Genomic DNA, 17090 nt, shown 5'->3' with positions numbered 1-17090 from the left:
TACTTCTCACTTCTTCCTGCTCACTTCTGTATCACAGCCGGCGAATCTGGGCGCCGAGGGCGGTGAGGCGTTGGTCGATGTACTGGTAGCCGCGGTCAATCTGCTCCACGTTTTCGATGACGCTGCGGCCTTCGGCGGAAAGGGCGGCAATGAGTAAAGCCACACCGGCGCGGATGTCGGGCGAGGTCATGGTGATGCCGCGCAGCTTCTGGCGCTGGTCCAGGCCGATGACGGTGGCGCGGTGCGGGTCGCAGAGAATTACCTGGGCGCCCATGTCGATGAGCTTGTCCACGAAGAATAGGCGCGACTCGAACATCTTCTGGTGAATGAGCACCGTGCCCTTGGCCTGGGTGGCTACCACCAGCACAATGCTGAGCAGGTCGGGGGTGAAGCCCGGCCAGGTGTGGTCCGAAACGGTCAGGATGGAGCCGTCGAGGTAGGTGGCAATTTCGTAGTGGTCCTGGGCCGGAATGTGGATGTCGTCGCCGCGGAACTCCAGCTGAATGCCCAGCTTGCGGAAGGTGTCCGGAATCAGGCCCAGTTCCGGAATCTGGCAGTCCTTGATGGTGATTTCCGAGCCCGTCATGGCGGCCAGGCCAATAAAGGAACCGATTTCAATCATGTCGGGCAGCATGCGGTGCTCGGTGCCGCCCAGGCGCTCCACGCCCTCGATGGTGAGCAGGTTGGAGCCGATACCGTTGATTCGGGCGCCCATGCGCACCAGCATCCGGCACAGCTGCTGCAAATACGGCTCGCAGGCGGCGTTGTAGATGGTAGTGGTACCCTCGGCCAGCACCGCGCCCATCAGGATGTTGGCCGTACCCGTCACCGAGGCCTCATCCAGCAGCATGTGGGCTCCGCGCAGGCCGTTTTCGGCTTTGATGCGGTAGAAGTCGTGGCCGTCCAGGGTGAGCTTGCCGCCGAGCTTCTCCAAGCCCAGGAAGTGCGTGTCCATGGGCCGCCGGCCGATTTTGTCGCCGCCGGGCTTGGGCAGCTGGCACTGCCCGAAGCGGGCCAGCATGGGCCCTAGTATCATCACCGACCCGCGCAAGGCCCGACCCTGGGCCACAAACTCCGGCGTGTCGAGGTAGTCGAGGTTGACGGCATCGGCCTGGAATCGGTAGGTGTCGGGGGCTAGCTTGTCCACCTTCACGCCCATGTCGCGTAGCAGCTCAATCAGCTTGTTGACGTCGCGGATGTCGGGGATGTTAGAAATCGTGACCGGCTCATCGGTGAGCAGCACGGCGCACAGAATCTGGAGAGCTTCGTTTTTGGCGCCCTGCGGCACGATTTCACCTTTCAGCGGCTTACCGCCGATTACTTCAAAAGAGGCCATGAGTTGTTGAGCTGCAAGCCGTAAGCTACAAGCTGCAAGCTGATAGGAATGGTGAGTAAAAGTAGAAGCAAGCTTGCAGCTTGTAGCTTACGGCTTGCAGCTCAAAAAATTACTGTGGGGGCTGCTGGGGCTCCTGGCGGCCTTTCTTGCCGCCGCGGCGCTGCTTATCGCGCCGGTTGTTGCCACCGCCGCCGCGGCGCACCTCGCCACGCTCCTGCTGGCGGGGCTGGGGCACGATGAAGGGCGCGGGCCGGCCGTTGGGCGTAAACTCGAACAAGTTCTGGGCATCTACCTGGGCCGGGTCCAACGTAAGCTGCCCGCCCGACAGCTCCCGCAGGTGCTTCAGAATCGTGACGTCCTTGGCGTTTTCCTTGTTGTGGGAGCGGTACAGAAACTTCATCGTGCGGCCGATGATGATGGTGGCCTGTTCCCGCTCGGCCGGGTCGGCCAGCGTCAGGGCTTGCTCAATCAGCTGCTCCACGGCCCGGCCGTAGGCGCGCAGCTTGGGTCCCCGGCTGGGGTACACCACCCGCTGGGGCGCCGCCAGGCTGCTTTGGGCCGCCAGCGGAAACGGCGCGTCCACGTCCAGTTCCCCGTCGGCCATTTCAAATAGGTGGTTCCACACCTTTTGCTGGGCGTCGGGCTGGTCGCGCAGCGTGGGCTGCAACCAGAAAATCATCTGCACGATTTGCTGGGCGCGGCGGGTCCGCTCGGCCCGGTCCTCGATGTCGCGCAGCTGCTGCACCAGCTGAAAGGTGCTCTGGCCGTACTCGCGCTGGAGGAGTTCGTGCTTATGTAAAGAGGGTAAAGGCATAGTGTCGTTGTCGAAAAGGCAAATATACGGGAGAGCTACAAGCTGTACGCCGCAAGCTGCAAGCTTTCAGAACATAAGCTTGTGGCTTGCGGCGTACAGCTTGTAGCTCTCAACTCAATGCACCCGCAGCTTGGCGAAGCTCAGCAACAGAGTTTTTTCGCCTACTTCCTCGAACTGAATGATGGCTTTGGTGGAGCCCTGCACGGTTTCGAGCTTGCTCACGGTGCCGAAGCCGAACTTGGGGTGCTCCACGCGCTGACCGGCTTGCAGGTTGCTGGTGTCGGAGGGCTGGAAGTCGGCCGGGGGCGTGTACTTGGCGGCTACGGTTTTGCGCGGCGGTGGGGGCACAAGGTTGGAGCGGCGCTCAAACACGTGCTGAAACGGCGACTCGCCCGCGCCCGGTCCGGGGCCGGCAAACTTGAAGTCCACGTACTGCGGGTCGATTTCGTCGAGGAAGCGGCTTTTCTCGCAGCTGCGCAGGTTGCCCCACTGGTAGCGGGAGGTGGCGTAGCTCAGGGTCAGCTTCTTCTCGGCCCGCGTAATGGCCACGTAGAACAGGCGGCGCTCCTCCTCCAGGTCGGCGCGCGAGGTTATCATCATCTGGCTCGGGAACAGGTTCTCCTCCATGCCCACAATGTAGACGTTGCGGAACTCCAGGCCCTTGGCCGAGTGAATGGTCATCAGGGTCACTTGCTCGCCCTCGCTCTGCGCGTCCTTGGTGTCGGCGTCCGTCACCAGGGCAATGTCTTGCAGGAAAGCCGACAGGCTCTTGTCTTCCCGCTCCGGATCGTCCACGTACTCTTTGATACCGTTCAGCAGCTCCTGGATGTTCTCGTAGCGCGACAAGCCCTCGATGCTCTTGTCGGCGTACAGCTCCTCAATCATGCCCGAGTTCTTGGCAATGAACTTGGCCGCTTCAAACGCATCTTCCTTGGCCGCCACGACGGTGTAGGCCTTGATTTTTTCGGCGAAGTCCACAATGGGGTTGGCCGCGCGGGTGGGCAGGAACTGGTCGGCGTTGGCTACCACTTCCCAAATCGTGTGGTTTGATTCTTCGGCGGCGTTGATGAGCTTGGCAATGGTGGTGTCGCCGATGCCGCGCTTGGGGTAGTTGATGACGCGGCGCAGGGCCTGCTCATCGTTGGGGTTCACCGTCAGGCGCAGGTAGGCCACCAGGTCCTTGATTTCCTTGCGCTGGTAGAAGCTCAGGCCCCCAACGATTTTGTACTTGATGTTGAGCTTGCGCAGGGCCTCTTCCATGGCCCGGCTCTGGGCGTTGGTGCGGTAGAGGATGGCAAAATCGTCGTAGGACAAGTGGTGGTTCATCTTGTCCTCGTAGATGGAGTTGGCCACCAGCTTGCCCTCCTCGTTGTCGGAGGCGGCTTTGATAACCTCAATCAGCGGGCCCTCCTCGTTTTCCGAGTACACGTCCTTGCGCAGCTGGGCCTGGTTGTTTTTGATAACCGAGTTGGCCGCCCGCACAATGTTTTTGGTGGAGCGGTAGTTCTGCTCCAGCTTAAACACCTGCAACTCCGGGTAGTCCTTCTCGAAGTTCAGAATGTTCTGAATATCAGCACCCCGGAAGGCGTAGATGCTCTGCGCGTCGTCGCCCACCACGCAGATGTTGCGGTCCTTGGCCGCCAGCTTGCGCGTAATCAGGTACTGGGAGTAGTTGGTGTCCTGGTACTCGTCCACCATCACGTACTTGAAAATGTGCTGGTACTTGTTCAGCACGTCGGGGTGGTCCTTGAACAAGACGTTGGTCTGGTAGAGCAGGTCGTCGAAATCCATGGCCCCGGCCTTGAAGCAGCGGCTCTGATACTGCTGGTAAATCACCCCGATTTTCGGGCGCAAGGCCGCCTCATCGTCCTGCCGGATTACGGGGTCGTTGAGGTACTGCTGCACCGAAATCAGCTTGTTCTTGGCCGCCGAAATCCGCCCCAGCACCATGCCCGGCTTGTAGAGCTTGTCGTCCAGCTCCAGCTCCTTCAAGATCTGCCCAATCAGCGTTTTCGAGTCCTGGGTGTCGTAGATGGTAAAGGAGCGGGGAAAGCCGATTTTGTCGGCTTCGGAGCGCAGGATGCGGGCGAAGATGCTGTGGAAAGTACCCATCCAGAGGTTTTTAGCCTCCGGGCCCACCACCTTTTCAATGCGGGCCCGCATTTCCTTGGCGGCCTTGTTGGTGAAGGTCAGGGCTAGGATGTGGAATGGGTCCACACCTTTTTCGAGCAGGTGGGCAATGCGGTAAGTGAGTACCCGGGTTTTGCCGGAACCCGCGCCGGCGATAATCATGCAGGGCCCTTCGGTGTGCAGCACGGCCGCGGCCTGCGAAGGATTCAATAAGGAAAGATAATCCAGTCCCATTCCAGTGTGGTCGTCGTCGGAAGCTAAGCGTATTGGCTTGTTAGCAAAGGTAGGGCTTTCGGGGCGGGCAGCGAAGCCTAAACCAGCCGGCGGGCCGCCTATATCTTTGCCGCGTGATGAACAACGCCCCTGCTTCCCAAATAGCTCCCCCTGCGCCGCCAATCGTGTTTCCGTTGTCGTTGCTGTGCTTGTCGGCCAGCTGGGGCGGGCTGGAGCTAAACACAGTGCGCTTTGCCGGCTGGATGCGGGAGCGGGGCTGGCCCGTGCAGCTCATCACGCTAAAAGGCTCGCCCATGGCTGTGCGGGCCGAAGAACAAGAACTGCCGGTAGCTTTTCTGACCAACCCGCTCAAAGCCGTGGACGTACCAGCCGCCGCCCGCCTGGCCGCCCTGCTGCGGGCCTTCGGCACCCGCGTCCTCATCGTCACCCGCAACGCTGACCTGGCCCTGGCCGTGCTCTGCCGCGCCCTGCGCCTGCCGGCCTTGCACGTGGTGTATCAGCAGCACATGCAATTGGGCCTAGCCAAGCGCAGCTTCGTGCACACGCTACGCTACCGTGCCTTGGCCGCTTGGCTTAGCCCCTTGCCCGGCCTGGCCCGCGAAGTGCTCCAAAAAACCCGCCTGCCCGCCGACCGACTGCATGTGGTTCCGCTAGGTATCGAGCTGGAGAAGTTTGCCAGCTCCGCGCCCACGCAGGCCGAAGCCCGGCAGCAGCTAGGCTTGAAGCTGCCCAACGGGGCGGTTTTGCTGGGTCTGATCGGTCGGTTTGATGAAGCTAAAGGGCAGCTGTTTGTGGTAGAATCCCTGGCCAAACTGCGCCTACGGCACCCGCAGCTGCACCTGCTGCTGGTAGGTGAGCCGACCCGCAATGTGGGCAGCGCCTACCGCGAAAACGTGCTGCACCGCGTGCAGGAGCTGGGCCTCACCGGCGCCGTGCACGTGCGCGACTTCACGCCCCACCCCGAAGTGGCCTACCGCGCCCTTGACGTGTCCATCACCGCCTCTACTAATGAAACCTACGGCATGGTAACCATCGAGGCCATGGCCAGCCGCCTACCCGTAGTGGCGTCGGCGGCCGGGGGCACTATGGAGCTGGTGGACGATGGCCGTACGGGCTTGCTGTTTCCGCCCCACAATGCAGCGGCGTTTGGACGCTGCGTGGAGCGGCTGCTGACGGCGCCAGAGCTGGCCTTGCGGCTAGGCCAGCAGGCCCAGGCGGAGGCCCTGGTTGCATACTCTCACCACCGCCAATGTGAGCTGACGGAACAGATTCTGCGGGGACTGGGGTTGTAAGCGGTATCTTTGCGGCTATTATTTCCCGCAGAGGGCGCAGAGGGTTTCGCAGAACGTTCAGCGTCCTCCGCGAAACCCTCTGCGCCCTCTGCGGGCACCGACGTCATGATCATCATTCAACATACCGTCATTTCCGACGACGTTCGGGACAACTTTTTCGTCTGCAATCTGGAGGCCTGTAAAGGCGCCTGCTGCGTGGAAGGCGACCTGGGCGCCCCGCTGGAAGAGGACGAGCTGTCCATTCTGGAACGAGACTACGAAGCTATCAAGCCCTTCCTGACCGAAGCCGGCCGCCAAGCCATCGAGCAGCAGGGCCTTTACATCAAGGATTGGGAAGGTGACTATAGCACCACCACCATCAACGACCGGGAGTGTGCCTACGCCCTCTACGACGAGCGGGGCATCCTGAAGTGCGGCATCGAAGAAGCCTACCGGGCCGGGGCCACCACCTTCAAAAAGCCCATCAGCTGCCACCTGTACCCCATTCGCGTCGCCAAATACGACGGCTTCGAGGCCCTGAACTATGACCGGTGGAGCATCTGCAACCCCGCCTGCTCCTTCGGGGGCAACCTGGGTGTGCGGGTGTACCAGTTCTTAAAAGAGCCTCTGATTCGCAAGTACGGGGCGGAGTGGTACGAGGAGCTGGTGACGGAGATTGAAGGGTCAAATAACATTTAGTCGGGCAAACGCAACAAAACGGGCCCCTCCTCGGGGCCGGTTTCTACGTTCTCGTATAGATCCGCTACGGGAAGGCTGATGTCTAATGCCGAGAGAGTTACGGCTTCGTCCAGTTCGCGCACGGAAGCCAAAATCCAAGTGCCACTGTCGCTACGTGAATACCACTCGATAAGTCGGCGCCGTTGCGACACCAATACATAATGTTGCAAGCTGGGCAAGGCTTGGTATTGCTGAAATTTCCAACCCCGGTCGTGTGCTTCGGTTGAAGCCGACAGCACTTCCACAATGACGCTGGGGTACCGGACGATGCGCGGGTCCTGTCGGTCAGCGGGTGAGCAGGTTACCACTACATCAGGGTAGTTGTAGTGGTCGGCTTCGTTGATGGCCAGCCGAACATTCTCCGAGAAAATATCACAGCCCTTTCCGCGCAGTGCCAGACGTAACGCTACCACGCAGTTTTGCACCAGGCGGTTATGTCGCTTTGTGCCACCTGCTTTAGCCTCAGGGCCATCGGGCCCATCCAATGGGAAAATCTCGCCGTGGTAATACTCATGCCGGATGTCAGAAGCTTCTTCAAGGGCGAAGTATTCCTCCACGGTGTAGCGGCGGGTGTAGTCGGGCTGGGCAGGCATGGTAGCGGCAGATTAATAGGCGTAAAGTACGGACAACCTTCAATAAAAAAGCCAGCGTATTTACGCTGGCTTTTTCGGTAAGTCTTCTACAGTGGCTCCTTACAGCACCGAGAAGCCAAACGACGGCTCAATTTTGCAGCTGCTCCTCCTGATCATCCTGCTGACGCTGCTGTGCCTGTTTCTCACGAATACCAAGTAACCCTCCTAGCAAAACGAGTAACCCAATAATAATGTAAACCGGACCGCTGTAAACGAGAGGTCTCTCGCTGCCTCCTCGTGGCCGTACAGTTTCAGTCGATGCTTGATTAGTTAGTGTCATGTATAGCCCCAACCCCAAAATGATGGTTGTTGACACGACAAGTAGCATCTTCATTGTCTTTAGTACCATATCTAAACATTTAGTGCTATTAAAAACGTCTGACTTTGTAAAGCCAGACGTTTTATTTTACTACCGTTTATAATCTACAGCACCGAGAAGTCAAACGACGTCTCGATAAACTTAGTGGTGAAATTGCCAGCCTTGAACTCCTCGTTGTCCATCAGGGCCAGGTGGAAGGGGATGGTGGTTTTCACGCCTTCCACCACAAACTCCGACAGGGCCCGCTTCATCTTCACGATGCACTCCTCGCGGGTTTGGGCCACGGTGATGAGTTTGGCAATCATGGAGTCGTAGTTGGGCGGAATCTGGTAGCCCGCGTACACGTGCGTGTCTACGCGCACACCGTGGCCGCCGGGGATGTGCAGCACCGTGATGCGGCCAGGCGAGGGTCGGAAGCCCTGAGCGGGGTCCTCGGCGTTGATGCGGCACTCCATGGCGTGCATGCTGGGGCCGTAGTTGTTGCCCGAAATCGGCACGCCCGCTGCCACCTTGATTTGCTCCTTAATGAGGTCGTAGTTGATGACTTCCTCGGTCACGGGGTGCTCCACCTGAATGCGGGTGTTCATCTCCATGAAGTAGAAGTCGCGGTTCTTGTCGACCAGAAACTCAATCGTGCCCACGCCCTCGTAGCCGATGGCGGCGGCACCGGCAATGGCGGCCTGGCCCATCCGCTCGCGTAGCTCCTCGGTCATGAAGGGCGAGGGAGCTTCCTCCACCAGCTTCTGGTGGCGACGCTGAATGCTACAGTCGCGCTCCGAGAGGTGGCACACGTGGCCGTACTGGTCGCCGCACACCTGGATTTCGATGTGGCGGGGTTCCTCCACAAACTTTTCCAGGTACACGCCGTCGTTGCCGAAGGCGGCTTTAGCCTCGGTGCGGGCGTCGTTCCAGGCCTTCTCAAACTCGTCTTCGGCGTTGATGATGCGCATGCCGCGCCCGCCGCCGCCGGCCGTAGCCTTCAGAATGACCGGGTACTTGATGTCGGCGGCCACGCGCTTGCCTTCTTCCAGGGAGTCGAGCAGGCCATCGGAGCCGGGAATGCAGGGCACGCCGGCCCGCTTCATGGTGTCCTTGGCCGAGGCTTTGTCGCCCATCTGGTTGATCATGTCGGGCGAGGCGCCGATGAACTTGATGCCGTTTTCCTGGCACACGCGCGAAAACTCCGCGTTTTCTGACAGGAACCCGTAGCCTGGATGGATGGCGTCGGCGTTGGTGATTTCAGCGGCGGCAATCAGCGTCGGGATGCTCAGGTAGCTCTGCGACGACGGCGGCGGCCCGATGCACACGGCCTCATCGGCAAAGCGCACGTGCAGGCTCTCCTTGTCGGCTGTGGAGTACACCGCCACCGTCTTGATGCCCATCTCCTTGCAGGTCCGAATCACGCGCAGCGCAATTTCGCCCCGGTTGGCAATCAGTATTTTCTTGAACACAGCTCTGGTGTTAGAGGTGAGACCGTGAGAAGTGAGATATGAGACGATGTTCTGTTACAACCAAGGGCTAACAGAACATCGTCTCATATCTCACTTCTCACGGTCTCATGTCTTAAAAATTACATTGGCTCAATCAGGAACAGGGGCTGGTCGTACTCCACGGGGGAGGCGTTTTCGACCAAGGCCTTCACCACGCGGCCGGACTGCTCGGCTTCGATTTCGTTGAACAGCTTCATGGCCTCGATAATGCAGATAACCTGGCCTTTCTCCACCGTGTCGCCCACCTGCACGAAGGCCGGGGCATCGGGGCTGTTGCTGCGGTAGAAGGTGCCAATCATCGGGGCCTTCAGCGGCACATAGTTGCCGCCAGTAGCTTCTGTGGCGGGGGCAGCCGCTGGCACCGCGGCCGGTGCTGGGGCAGTGGTAGGGGCCGCAGCCGCCGGTGCAGCCTGAACGGGGGGCGCTACCGGTACGCTGGCGGGCGCCGGGGCGCTCATGCTCACCACGGGCTTGTAGCTGGGCTCACGCTGCACCGAAATCTTGAACTCCTCGGTTTCAATGTTGACTTTATTCAGACCTGACTTGGCAATAAAGTCAAGCAATTCCTGTAGTTCTCTGGCTTTCATGGCGGCGGCGCTGGGCTGTTTCGGCTGTTTATTTGACTCTTTCGACATAGGAGTAGTCGCGGGTGTCCACGCGGATTTTCGTGTCTTGGTCGATGAACAGCGGCACCTGAATCCGGGCGCCGGTTTCTACAATGGCCGGCTTCAGGGTGTTGGTGGCCGTGTCGCCGCGCAGGCCGGGCTCGGTGTAGGTTACCAGTAGCTCTACGGTGGTGGGCAGTTCGGCGGTGAGCGGCTGCTCGCTTTCGGCGTGGAAGAGGATGCTGACTTCCTGGCCTTCCTTCATCAAGTCGGCGAAGGGCACCATGGCTTCGGGCAGCACCACTTGCTCAAAGGTAGCATTGTCCATGAACGTGAAGCCGTAATCGTCCTTGAACAGGTACTGGTGCGGGCGCTGCTCGACGCGGGCCGTTTCCACCTTCACGCCGGCGTTGAAGGTATTGTCGATAACGCGGCCGGTTTTGATGTTGCGGAGCTTGGTGCGCACGAAGGCCGGGCCTTTGCCGGGCTTCACGTGCTGAAACTCGGTGATGACGTGCAATTCGCCGTTGTAGTTCAGCACCAGGCCGTTGCGAAAATCTGCAGTGGTTGCCATGAAGAGGAATTAAGAATTAGGAAGTAGGAATTAGTAATGGAGAATGAAGAAGCCAGAAACGGCGGCCGGCTAGCGGCAATTCTTCATTCCTAGTTATTAATTCCTAATTCAAAAAGAAGTGCCGTCCCGGTGAGTGGCGGGGCGGCACGTCGGGAGTGCAAGTATAGAGGTTTTCCGGTTGCGCGCCGCCTGAAGTTAGGCCACCGCAGGGTCGGGTTTGGGGTCGTAAGCCCATTTCAGGTACAATGAGCCCCAGGTGAAGCCGCCACCAAAGGCCGCCACAATCAGGTTGTCGCCCTTGCGCAGCTGCTGCTCGTAGTCGGCCAGGCACAGCGGGATGGTGCCGTTGGTGGTGTTGCCGTAGCGGTGAATGTTAAGCATCACCTTTTCCGGCCCGATGCCCACGCGCTGGGCCGTGGCGTCGATGATGCGCTTGTTGGCCTGGTGGGGCACTAGCCAATTAATGGTATCAGCCGAAAGGCCGTTGCGCTCAGCCACCTGCGCGGCTACGTCGGCCATGTTTTTCACCGCAAATTTGAACACGGCGGCGCCTTCCTGGTACACGAAATGCTCCCGGTTCGCTACGGTTTCGGCCGAGGGCGGGCGGCGCGAGCCACCGGCTTTCTGGTGCAGGTACTGTTCACCGGTGCCGTCGGAGTGGAGCTCCTGGTCGAGCAGGCCCAGGCCTTCGGTGTTGGGTTCCAGCAGCACGGCCCCGGCCCCGTCGCCGAAGATGATGCAGGTGGCGCGGTCGGTGTAGTCGATGATGCTCGACATCTTGTCGGCGCCCACTACTACCACTTTTTTGTAGGTGCCGGTGGCAATAAACTGGGCGCCGGTGGCCAGGGCGTACATAAAGCCCGAGCAGGCCGCCTGCATATCGAAGCTGAACGCCTTGGTGGCACCCACAGCCGCCGAAATGATGTTGGCCGTGGCCGGAAACACCAGGTCAGGGGTAGTGGTGGCGCAGATGACGAGGTCGATGTCTTCGGCCGCCGTGCCGGTTTTGGCCAGCAGCTGCTCCACGGCCTTGATGCCCATCACCGACGTGCCCTGGTCTTCGCCTTTTAGAATGTGCCGCTCCTGAATCCCGGTTCGGCTCATAATCCACTCATCCGTCGTCTCAACCATAGTTTCAAGCTCCTGGTTGGTAAGCACGTAATCGGGCACGTAGGCGCCCACTCCGGTGATGGCAGCGGTAATCTTCATTACAAGAAGGCGGAAAACGCGGCAATGAAAAGTCCGGCTCGCGGCCGGACTTTGTCGCTGAGACTAGGACTTGAAGGTATTTTTTATCTGGTCGGCGATGCCGGAGCTGGCCATTTGGTAGCCTTGCAGCAGCATGTTGCTGATGGCCAGCGGGGTGCTCACGCCGTGCCCGATAATGGCGTTGTCGTTGATGCCCAGGATGGGCGACCCGCCCACGGCTTCGTAGTTAAATTTGTCGAAGAACGGGTCGTGCAGGTTGCGTTCGGCCATGATGTCGTAGATGGACTCGGCCATCTTCAGCAGCACATTGCCGGTGTAGCCGTCGCACACAATCACGTCGGCTTTGCCATTGAACAGGTCGCGCCCTTCGATGTTGCCGATAAAGTGCACGTGGGGGTTCACCTTGAGTAGCTGGTGCGCAGCCTGGGTGATGGCCGTGCCCTTGCCCTCTTCCTCGCCCAGGTTCATCAGCCCCACGTTGGGCCGCTCGATGCCCAGCACGTACTGGGCGTAGAGGGAGCCCAGCTCGCCGAACTGCTCCAGCATTTCGGGCTTGCACTCGGCGTTGGCCCCCACGTCGAGCATGATGCCCAGGCCGCCGCTCAGCTTCGGAACGAAGTTGGCAATGGCCGGGCGCATGACGCCGGGCACGGGCTTGACGCTGAACATGGCCCCCACGAGCATGGCGCCGGTGTTACCGGCCGAGCAGAAGGCCTCTACTTCGCCGGCGTGCAGCATGCGGTAGCCCACGGCAATGCTGGAATCCTGCTTTTGCTGGTAAGCTTTGGCAGGGTGCTCTCCCATGTCGATGATCTGGGAGGCGGGTTGCAGCACAAGGGTGGCGGCCGCGTCGCCGTGCTGGGCCAGCAGCGGACGCACGGCGTCTTCCTGGCCAATCAACACTATCTGGGCTTTGCCGGCCAGCTTCGCAGCGGCCAGCACTGCCCCATCGACGGCAGCCTGCGGGGCAAAGTCGCCCCCCATAGCGTCCAGGGCTATCTTCATGAACGAGGTATCAAAGGGTCCGGGAGAGAAACCTGCGGCTGCCGGCGCCCCCCGGCTCCGCGTTGGGCAGCAGAAGCCAACGGGAGCCAGGTGCTAGGGCGGGCCAGGCAGCAAGAAAGCAGTGAGCGGCTGGCGCGACGCTATTCTTCGTCGGTGTCGGTAGCAGCGGCACTCGCCACGGGGGCATAGTTCTTGATGGCCACTTTGCCGTTCAGGTACAGGTCACCGTCCACGACGTAGGCCTTGTGGCGCAGGTGGGTTTCGCCGGTGGTGGGGCAGGTTGTAACAGGCTTGGGAGTCAGCTTGTAGTGGCTACGACGCTTGTCACGGGTAGCGGAGGAGGTCCGGCGCTTAGGATGGGCCATTTTTGAAGGGAATTAAGAATTAGGAATTAAAAAGTAGGAATTAGGCGCAGCGGCAGCTAATTCAGGTTTTTCAGCGCGTTCCAGCGCGGGTCGATGTCGTCGTTGTCGTCATCCTCGCCGCCTTCGGGGCGAGTGCTGAAGATGAGCTTGGCATCGGCGTCGGGGTTGTCGTCGGGCTCGTTTTGGAAGCGCGGGTGCAGCTTCTTCATGGGCAGGGCCAGCCCGATGTAGTCGAACAGGTGCTGGGCCAGGGGCAGGGCCTGGGTGTCGGGCGTAATTTGCAGCACGTTGTCGTCCAGCTCCAGGTTCTGGTCGCCGAAGCGCACCAGCAGCTGCTCGTGGGCTTCTACCTCCTGGTCGTACTCGTCCAGGCTTCGGTCGCACACCTGGCGCACGGTGCCTTGCAGGTCAAAATCGACGGTGATGAGCCGGTCGGTTTTGGTGAGCGTGACATCGGCGTGCACACGGCCGTCGGGGATGAGCTGCTGCTCAAACTGCTCAAAAAAGGCGCGGTCCAGCTCAAACGCAAAGTGGTGCGTTTTATCGGCCAGCTTGGCAATGTTGATGTCGTATTGCGAGTCCTTCTTCACGGGGCGCTTGTAGCAGGGGGCAAAAGTAGAAAGATTTCCCTGGTATCGAATACCAACGAACGGGCAGCAGGAGCAGGCTAGGCGTTTTTGAGAATAAACTCGGGCGGAATGCCGAGCCGCTCGTACAGGCGCTTGGCCAGGTCGAGCGTCACCCGGCGCTTGCCGCTCAATATCTGCGAGAGGCGCCCGGCGGGCACTTCCAGCAGCTGAGCCAGCTCCTTTTGCTTGAGCCGCATTTGCTGGCGCTTCAGCTCAATCATTTCGGCCAGGGAGGTCGGCAAATTGGGAATGGGTAGCAGGCCGAGCTTGCCTTCGTACGTATCCAGGGCCGCAATCAGCTCCCGTAGCTCAGCTTCCAGAGCGGCGTTGCCTTCCACACCGGCAGCTACCAACGCATCCAGGCGGCGCAGGGCGGTCCGGTAGTCAGCGGGGGTGTGAAGCGTCATACGGAGGAGAAAGTGGTTAACCCACGGTGGGGTTGAATTAGGTGGCCGCAAAAGTACGGCGTAATTCTAAAACGACAAATAAAATTTCGATTTTGGAAAGAAGATGTGTAGAAGTGAGAAGATAGATGCAGAGGTGGGAAATGTAGGACTTCATGCAATGGCACAGTCGAAGCATCTGGCGTGCTGGCGTTTGCAGCCGTGGCATCTCACCCCCAGCCTCCTCTCCGAAAAGGAGAGGGGGAGCCTGACGTAATAAAGAACGACCAGTCCCAATGGGGCGGCATGTCGGTAGAAACACGAAAGCAACAGAACGACAAAGCCCCAGCGGAGCGACACCTACGCTTGGTGGTGTCGCCCCGCTGGGGCTGGTCGTTCTGCTCGCTCTATTATCACTGCAAAGCCCGCTGTACTGGCTGGAGCCACCACAACGGGCTTTGTCGCATGAGTTGCAACCGAATCTACTCGTGGCGGCCGCCGCGGGGGGCGGGGCCGGGCACTAGGGGCTTAATTTCGGCCAGGCGCTGCCGCTGGCGCACGAGGTTGCAAGCCAGGTAGAGGGCTTCGCGAAAGGAGGTTTCGTCGGCTTGGTACTTGCCAGCCAGGCCGTAGGCGGTGCCGTGGTCGGGAGAGGTGCGGATGACGGGCAGGCCGGCCGTGAAGTTGACGCCCCGCTCGAAGGCCAGGGTTTTGAACGGAATCAGGCCCTGGTCGTGGTACAAAGACAGCGTAGCGTCGAACTGCCGGAACTGCCTAGTGCCGAAGTAGCCATCGGCGGGAATGGGGCCGTAGACGAGGTGGCCGTCCTGCTGAAACTGCTGAAGCACGGGCGTCACCACGGCGGCTTCCTCGGTGCCGAGCAGGCCGTTTTCGCCGGCGTGGGGGTTCAGGCCCAGCACCGCCACGCGGGGCTTATCAATGCCGAAGTCCTGCTTCAAAGAATGCAGCAGGATGCGCAGCTTGGCCGTGAGCAGCTCCGGGGTGAGGCGGCCGGGTACGTCTTTCAAAGCAATGTGGCCCGTGACCGTGGCCACGCGCAACTCGTCGGCCGCGAGCAGCATCAGGCTTTCCTTGGCTCCGAAGAAGCTGGTCAGAAACTCGGTGTGGCCGGGGTAGCGGAAGTCGTCGGCCTGGGTATTTTCCTTGCTGATAGGGGCCGTGACCAAGGCATCGAGCAGGCCGGCTTTCAGGTCGCGGGCGGCGGCCAGCAGGCTTTGGCGGGCGGCCGTGCCGCTGGCCTGGCTGGGCTGGCCGGGCGTGAGCGTGAAGTCTTCGTCCCAGCAGGTTACGGCGTTGTGCTTGCCGGGGGCAATATCGGCGGCCTCGCGCACCTGCCGGAAGGTCAGCGGCTCATGGTCGGGGCTGGCTGGGAAGTCGTCGAACAGCACGGCGGCCGTGCCGTAGACCACCGGCGTACATAGCTTCAGCAGGCGCTGGTCCTGGAAGGTTTTATAGATGATTTCTGGACCAATGCCGGCCAGGTCGCCGACGGAAATACCAATGCGTGGAAGCATTTGTGGGGGTAATGTGGTGATGTGGTGACAGGTGACAAGTAACAGGTGACAGGTAAACGGTCATGCTGAGCATGTGGCGCATCAAGCCAGGGTGCGCAGCCGCAGTCGAAGCATCTCTTCCGCTTCGTCTGCACATGATGAGAGTTACCCGCGGTAGAGATGCTTCGGCAAGCGGACGCCAGATAGAGCAGGACAATACTTTCTAACATCAGCACGCGAGATGCTTCGCTGTGCTCTGCATGACGTTCTTACTTGGCTCGCCCTTTCAAAAACTCAACCGTGAGGCGTACGGCGGTGCCGGTGCCGCCTTTGCCGCGGTAGGAGTCGGGGGCGGTGAGGAAGGCGGGGCCGGCAATGTCGAAGTGCACCCAGGGGTAGCCCTCGGTGAAACGCTCCAGGAACTTACCGGCCGAAATGGCGCCGGCTTCGGCCTTGCCGATGTTGTTGATGTCGGCAATGCTGCTCTTGATGTGGTCGGCGTACTCGTCCCAGAGCGGAAACTCCACCAGCCGCTCGTGGGTGCGGTGGCCGGCCTGCTTGAGCTTAGTCAGTACTTCCTCCTCGGCCGTGCCCATGCACACAATGCCTTCGATGCCAATGGCGCGGGCCGCCGAGCCGGTGAGCGTGGCAAAGTCGAGCACCAGTTCGGGGTCGTACTTTTTGGCAAAGGCCAGGGCATCAGCCAGGATGAGGCGGCCTTCGGCGTCGGTGTTCATCACTTCCACCGTGAGGCCGCTGAACATGGTGATGACGTCGCCGGGGGCCACGGCGGGGCCGCCGGGGCGGTTGTCGGTGGCTGGCACCAACCCAATGACGTGCAGGGGCACCCGGTTGCGGGCCAGGGCCGCCAGCACGCCCACCACCACGGCCGCGCCGGCCATGTCGCACTTCATCAGGTCCATGCTGCCCGGCGTGGGCTTGAGGCTGAGGCCGCCCGTGTCAAACACCACACCCTTGCCCACCAGCACAATGGGCCTGGCATTGGTGGCGCCTTCGGGCTTGTATTCCATGATGGTGAACGTGGGCGGCTCGGGGCTACCCTGGTTCACGGCCAGCAGCCCCCCCATGCGCAGGGCCTCGATGCGCACCAAATCCAGCACCTCCACGTGGAAGCCAACCTCCTGACCCGCTTGCCCGAACTGCTGGGCCAGCTGGGTGGCGTTGAGGTGGCTGTAGGGCATGTTCACCAGGTCGCGGGCCAGGAATACCCCGCGCAGCACGCCGTCCAGCTCCCGCACCTGCTCGGCCGTCACGGCGTCGCCTATCAGGGTCAGCTCCTGCAAGTCGGCGGGCCGGCGCGACTTCTCGTCGGTTTTGTAGCCCTCGAACTGGTAGGCCGTGAGGGCCAGGCCCTCGGCCAGGGGCAGGGCGCCGGTGCCGGTCAGGTCGTGCACGTAGAGGTGCGGTACTTTGGCGGTTTTGAGGTGGCCGTGCAGCTGGTGGCCGGCCCGGCGCAGGGCTTCGGCGGCTAGCTCAGGCGTTTTCTTGGCCTCGGCCACCATAAAATAGTGCTGGTGGGAGTAGTGGTTGAGGGAAATGAGCTTTTGATCAGCGGCCAGCTGGCGGGTTACATACAGGCGGGCGGCTTCGGGCAGGTCGGCGGCGGCGCTAGCGGGCAGCTCCGTGGTGCCGGCTGGCAAGATGAAAACAGTATCGGCCGCGGCCGGCGCGGTGGGGGCGTGAGAAAGACGCAGGGGCATAAGGCAATTCGGTAAAGCCAGCCGCCGCAAGGAAACGGGAGCGGCCGGCGTATCTTTGGGCCCGTGAAGGTAGGGAGTTTGAAAGTTTAGGAGTTTAGAAGTTGGGAAGTTAGAAAGTGCT

At 60.8% G+C, this 17090-nt stretch carries 16 protein-coding genes; 2 read left to right on the top strand and 14 right to left on the bottom strand.

Features of this window, described 5'->3' with window-relative positions; genetic code table 11:
* Window positions 1-31: 31 nt before the first annotated feature.
* The 3 genes from murA to OIS53_RS06170 form a co-directional block, all read right to left on the bottom strand.
* Window positions 32-1336 (bottom strand): UDP-N-acetylglucosamine 1-carboxyvinyltransferase, encoded by a 1305-nt coding sequence (gene murA / locus OIS53_RS06180; protein ID WP_264681528.1) that lies wholly within the window; start codon window positions 1334-1336, stop codon window positions 32-34.
* Between the two features lie 109 nt (window positions 1337-1445).
* Window positions 1446-2150 carry a DUF4290 domain-containing protein gene (locus OIS53_RS06175; protein WP_264681527.1) on the bottom strand — a complete coding sequence of 235 codons (705 nt, stop codon included), beginning with the start codon at window positions 2148-2150 and terminating at the stop codon, window positions 1446-1448.
* 114 nt (window positions 2151-2264) lie between these two features.
* Entirely contained in the window at window positions 2265-4508 is a 2244-nt protein-coding gene (locus OIS53_RS06170; protein WP_264682309.1) for an ATP-dependent helicase, read from the bottom strand.
* A gap of 122 nt (window positions 4509-4630) precedes the next feature.
* Between OIS53_RS06170 and OIS53_RS06165 the strand changes: the two genes are divergently transcribed.
* Both OIS53_RS06165 and OIS53_RS06160 read left to right on the top strand, forming a co-directional pair.
* Complete coding sequence (locus tag OIS53_RS06165) at window positions 4631-5806, top strand: glycosyltransferase family 4 protein (protein ID WP_264681526.1); 1176 nt, start codon at window positions 4631-4633, stop codon at window positions 5804-5806.
* 105 nt (window positions 5807-5911) lie between these two features.
* On the top strand, window positions 5912-6484 hold the full coding sequence (locus OIS53_RS06160) for a DUF3109 family protein (protein ID WP_264681525.1): 573 nt from the start codon (window positions 5912-5914) through the stop codon (window positions 6482-6484).
* Here OIS53_RS06160 and OIS53_RS06155 read toward each other — a convergent pair.
* The 11 genes from OIS53_RS06155 to OIS53_RS06105 form a co-directional block, all read right to left on the bottom strand.
* The gene (locus OIS53_RS06155; protein ID WP_264681524.1) at window positions 6481-7116 is read right to left on the bottom strand and encodes a Uma2 family endonuclease; all 636 of its coding nucleotides are present in this window, start codon (window positions 7114-7116) and stop codon (window positions 6481-6483) included. The genes OIS53_RS06160 and OIS53_RS06155 overlap by 4 nt on opposite strands.
* Window positions 7117-7578: 462 nt before the next feature.
* Window positions 7579-8925: an acetyl-CoA carboxylase biotin carboxylase subunit gene (gene accC, locus OIS53_RS06150; RefSeq protein WP_264681523.1), complete on the bottom strand. Its 1347-nt coding sequence runs from the start codon at window positions 8923-8925 to the stop codon at window positions 7579-7581.
* A gap of 119 nt (window positions 8926-9044) precedes the next feature.
* Window positions 9045-9551 carry an acetyl-CoA carboxylase biotin carboxyl carrier protein gene (gene accB, locus OIS53_RS06145; RefSeq protein WP_264681522.1) on the bottom strand — a complete coding sequence of 169 codons (507 nt, stop codon included), beginning with the start codon at window positions 9549-9551 and terminating at the stop codon, window positions 9045-9047.
* A gap of 28 nt (window positions 9552-9579) precedes the next feature.
* Window positions 9580-10143 (bottom strand): elongation factor P, encoded by a 564-nt coding sequence (gene efp, locus OIS53_RS06140; protein ID WP_264681521.1) that lies wholly within the window; start codon window positions 10141-10143, stop codon window positions 9580-9582.
* A gap of 195 nt (window positions 10144-10338) precedes the next feature.
* Window positions 10339-11352, bottom strand: coding sequence for a beta-ketoacyl-ACP synthase III (locus OIS53_RS06135; RefSeq protein ID WP_264681520.1), 1014 nt, complete (start codon window positions 11350-11352; stop codon window positions 10339-10341).
* A gap of 63 nt (window positions 11353-11415) precedes the next feature.
* On the bottom strand, window positions 11416-12357 hold the full coding sequence (gene plsX / locus OIS53_RS06130; protein ID WP_264681519.1) for a phosphate acyltransferase PlsX: 942 nt from the start codon (window positions 12355-12357) through the stop codon (window positions 11416-11418).
* A 140-nt stretch (window positions 12358-12497) separates the two neighbouring features.
* Window positions 12498-12722 carry a 50S ribosomal protein L32 gene (rpmF, locus tag OIS53_RS06125; RefSeq protein ID WP_264681518.1) on the bottom strand — a complete coding sequence of 75 codons (225 nt, stop codon included), beginning with the start codon at window positions 12720-12722 and terminating at the stop codon, window positions 12498-12500.
* Window positions 12723-12778: 56 nt separating this feature from the next.
* Window positions 12779-13312 (bottom strand): YceD family protein, encoded by a 534-nt coding sequence (locus OIS53_RS06120; RefSeq protein WP_264681517.1) that lies wholly within the window; start codon window positions 13310-13312, stop codon window positions 12779-12781.
* Between the two features lie 77 nt (window positions 13313-13389).
* Window positions 13390-13758 (bottom strand): helix-turn-helix domain-containing protein, encoded by a 369-nt coding sequence (locus tag OIS53_RS06115; protein ID WP_264681516.1) that lies wholly within the window; start codon window positions 13756-13758, stop codon window positions 13390-13392.
* 458 nt (window positions 13759-14216) lie between these two features.
* The gene (gene pdxA, locus OIS53_RS06110; RefSeq protein WP_264681515.1) at window positions 14217-15269 is read right to left on the bottom strand and encodes a 4-hydroxythreonine-4-phosphate dehydrogenase PdxA; all 1053 of its coding nucleotides are present in this window, start codon (window positions 15267-15269) and stop codon (window positions 14217-14219) included.
* 248 nt (window positions 15270-15517) lie between these two features.
* Window positions 15518-16969 carry a leucyl aminopeptidase family protein gene (locus tag OIS53_RS06105; RefSeq protein WP_264681514.1) on the bottom strand — a complete coding sequence of 484 codons (1452 nt, stop codon included), beginning with the start codon at window positions 16967-16969 and terminating at the stop codon, window positions 15518-15520.
* Between the last annotated feature and the right edge of the window lie 121 nt (window positions 16970-17090).

Source organism: Hymenobacter sp. YIM 151500-1 (assembly GCF_025979885.1).
In the GTDB taxonomy this organism is placed as follows: Bacteria; Bacteroidota; Bacteroidia; order Cytophagales; family Hymenobacteraceae; genus Hymenobacter.
The sequence above is the reverse complement of the archived record's forward strand: the minus strand, read 5'-3'. Positions and strand labels throughout refer to the sequence as shown.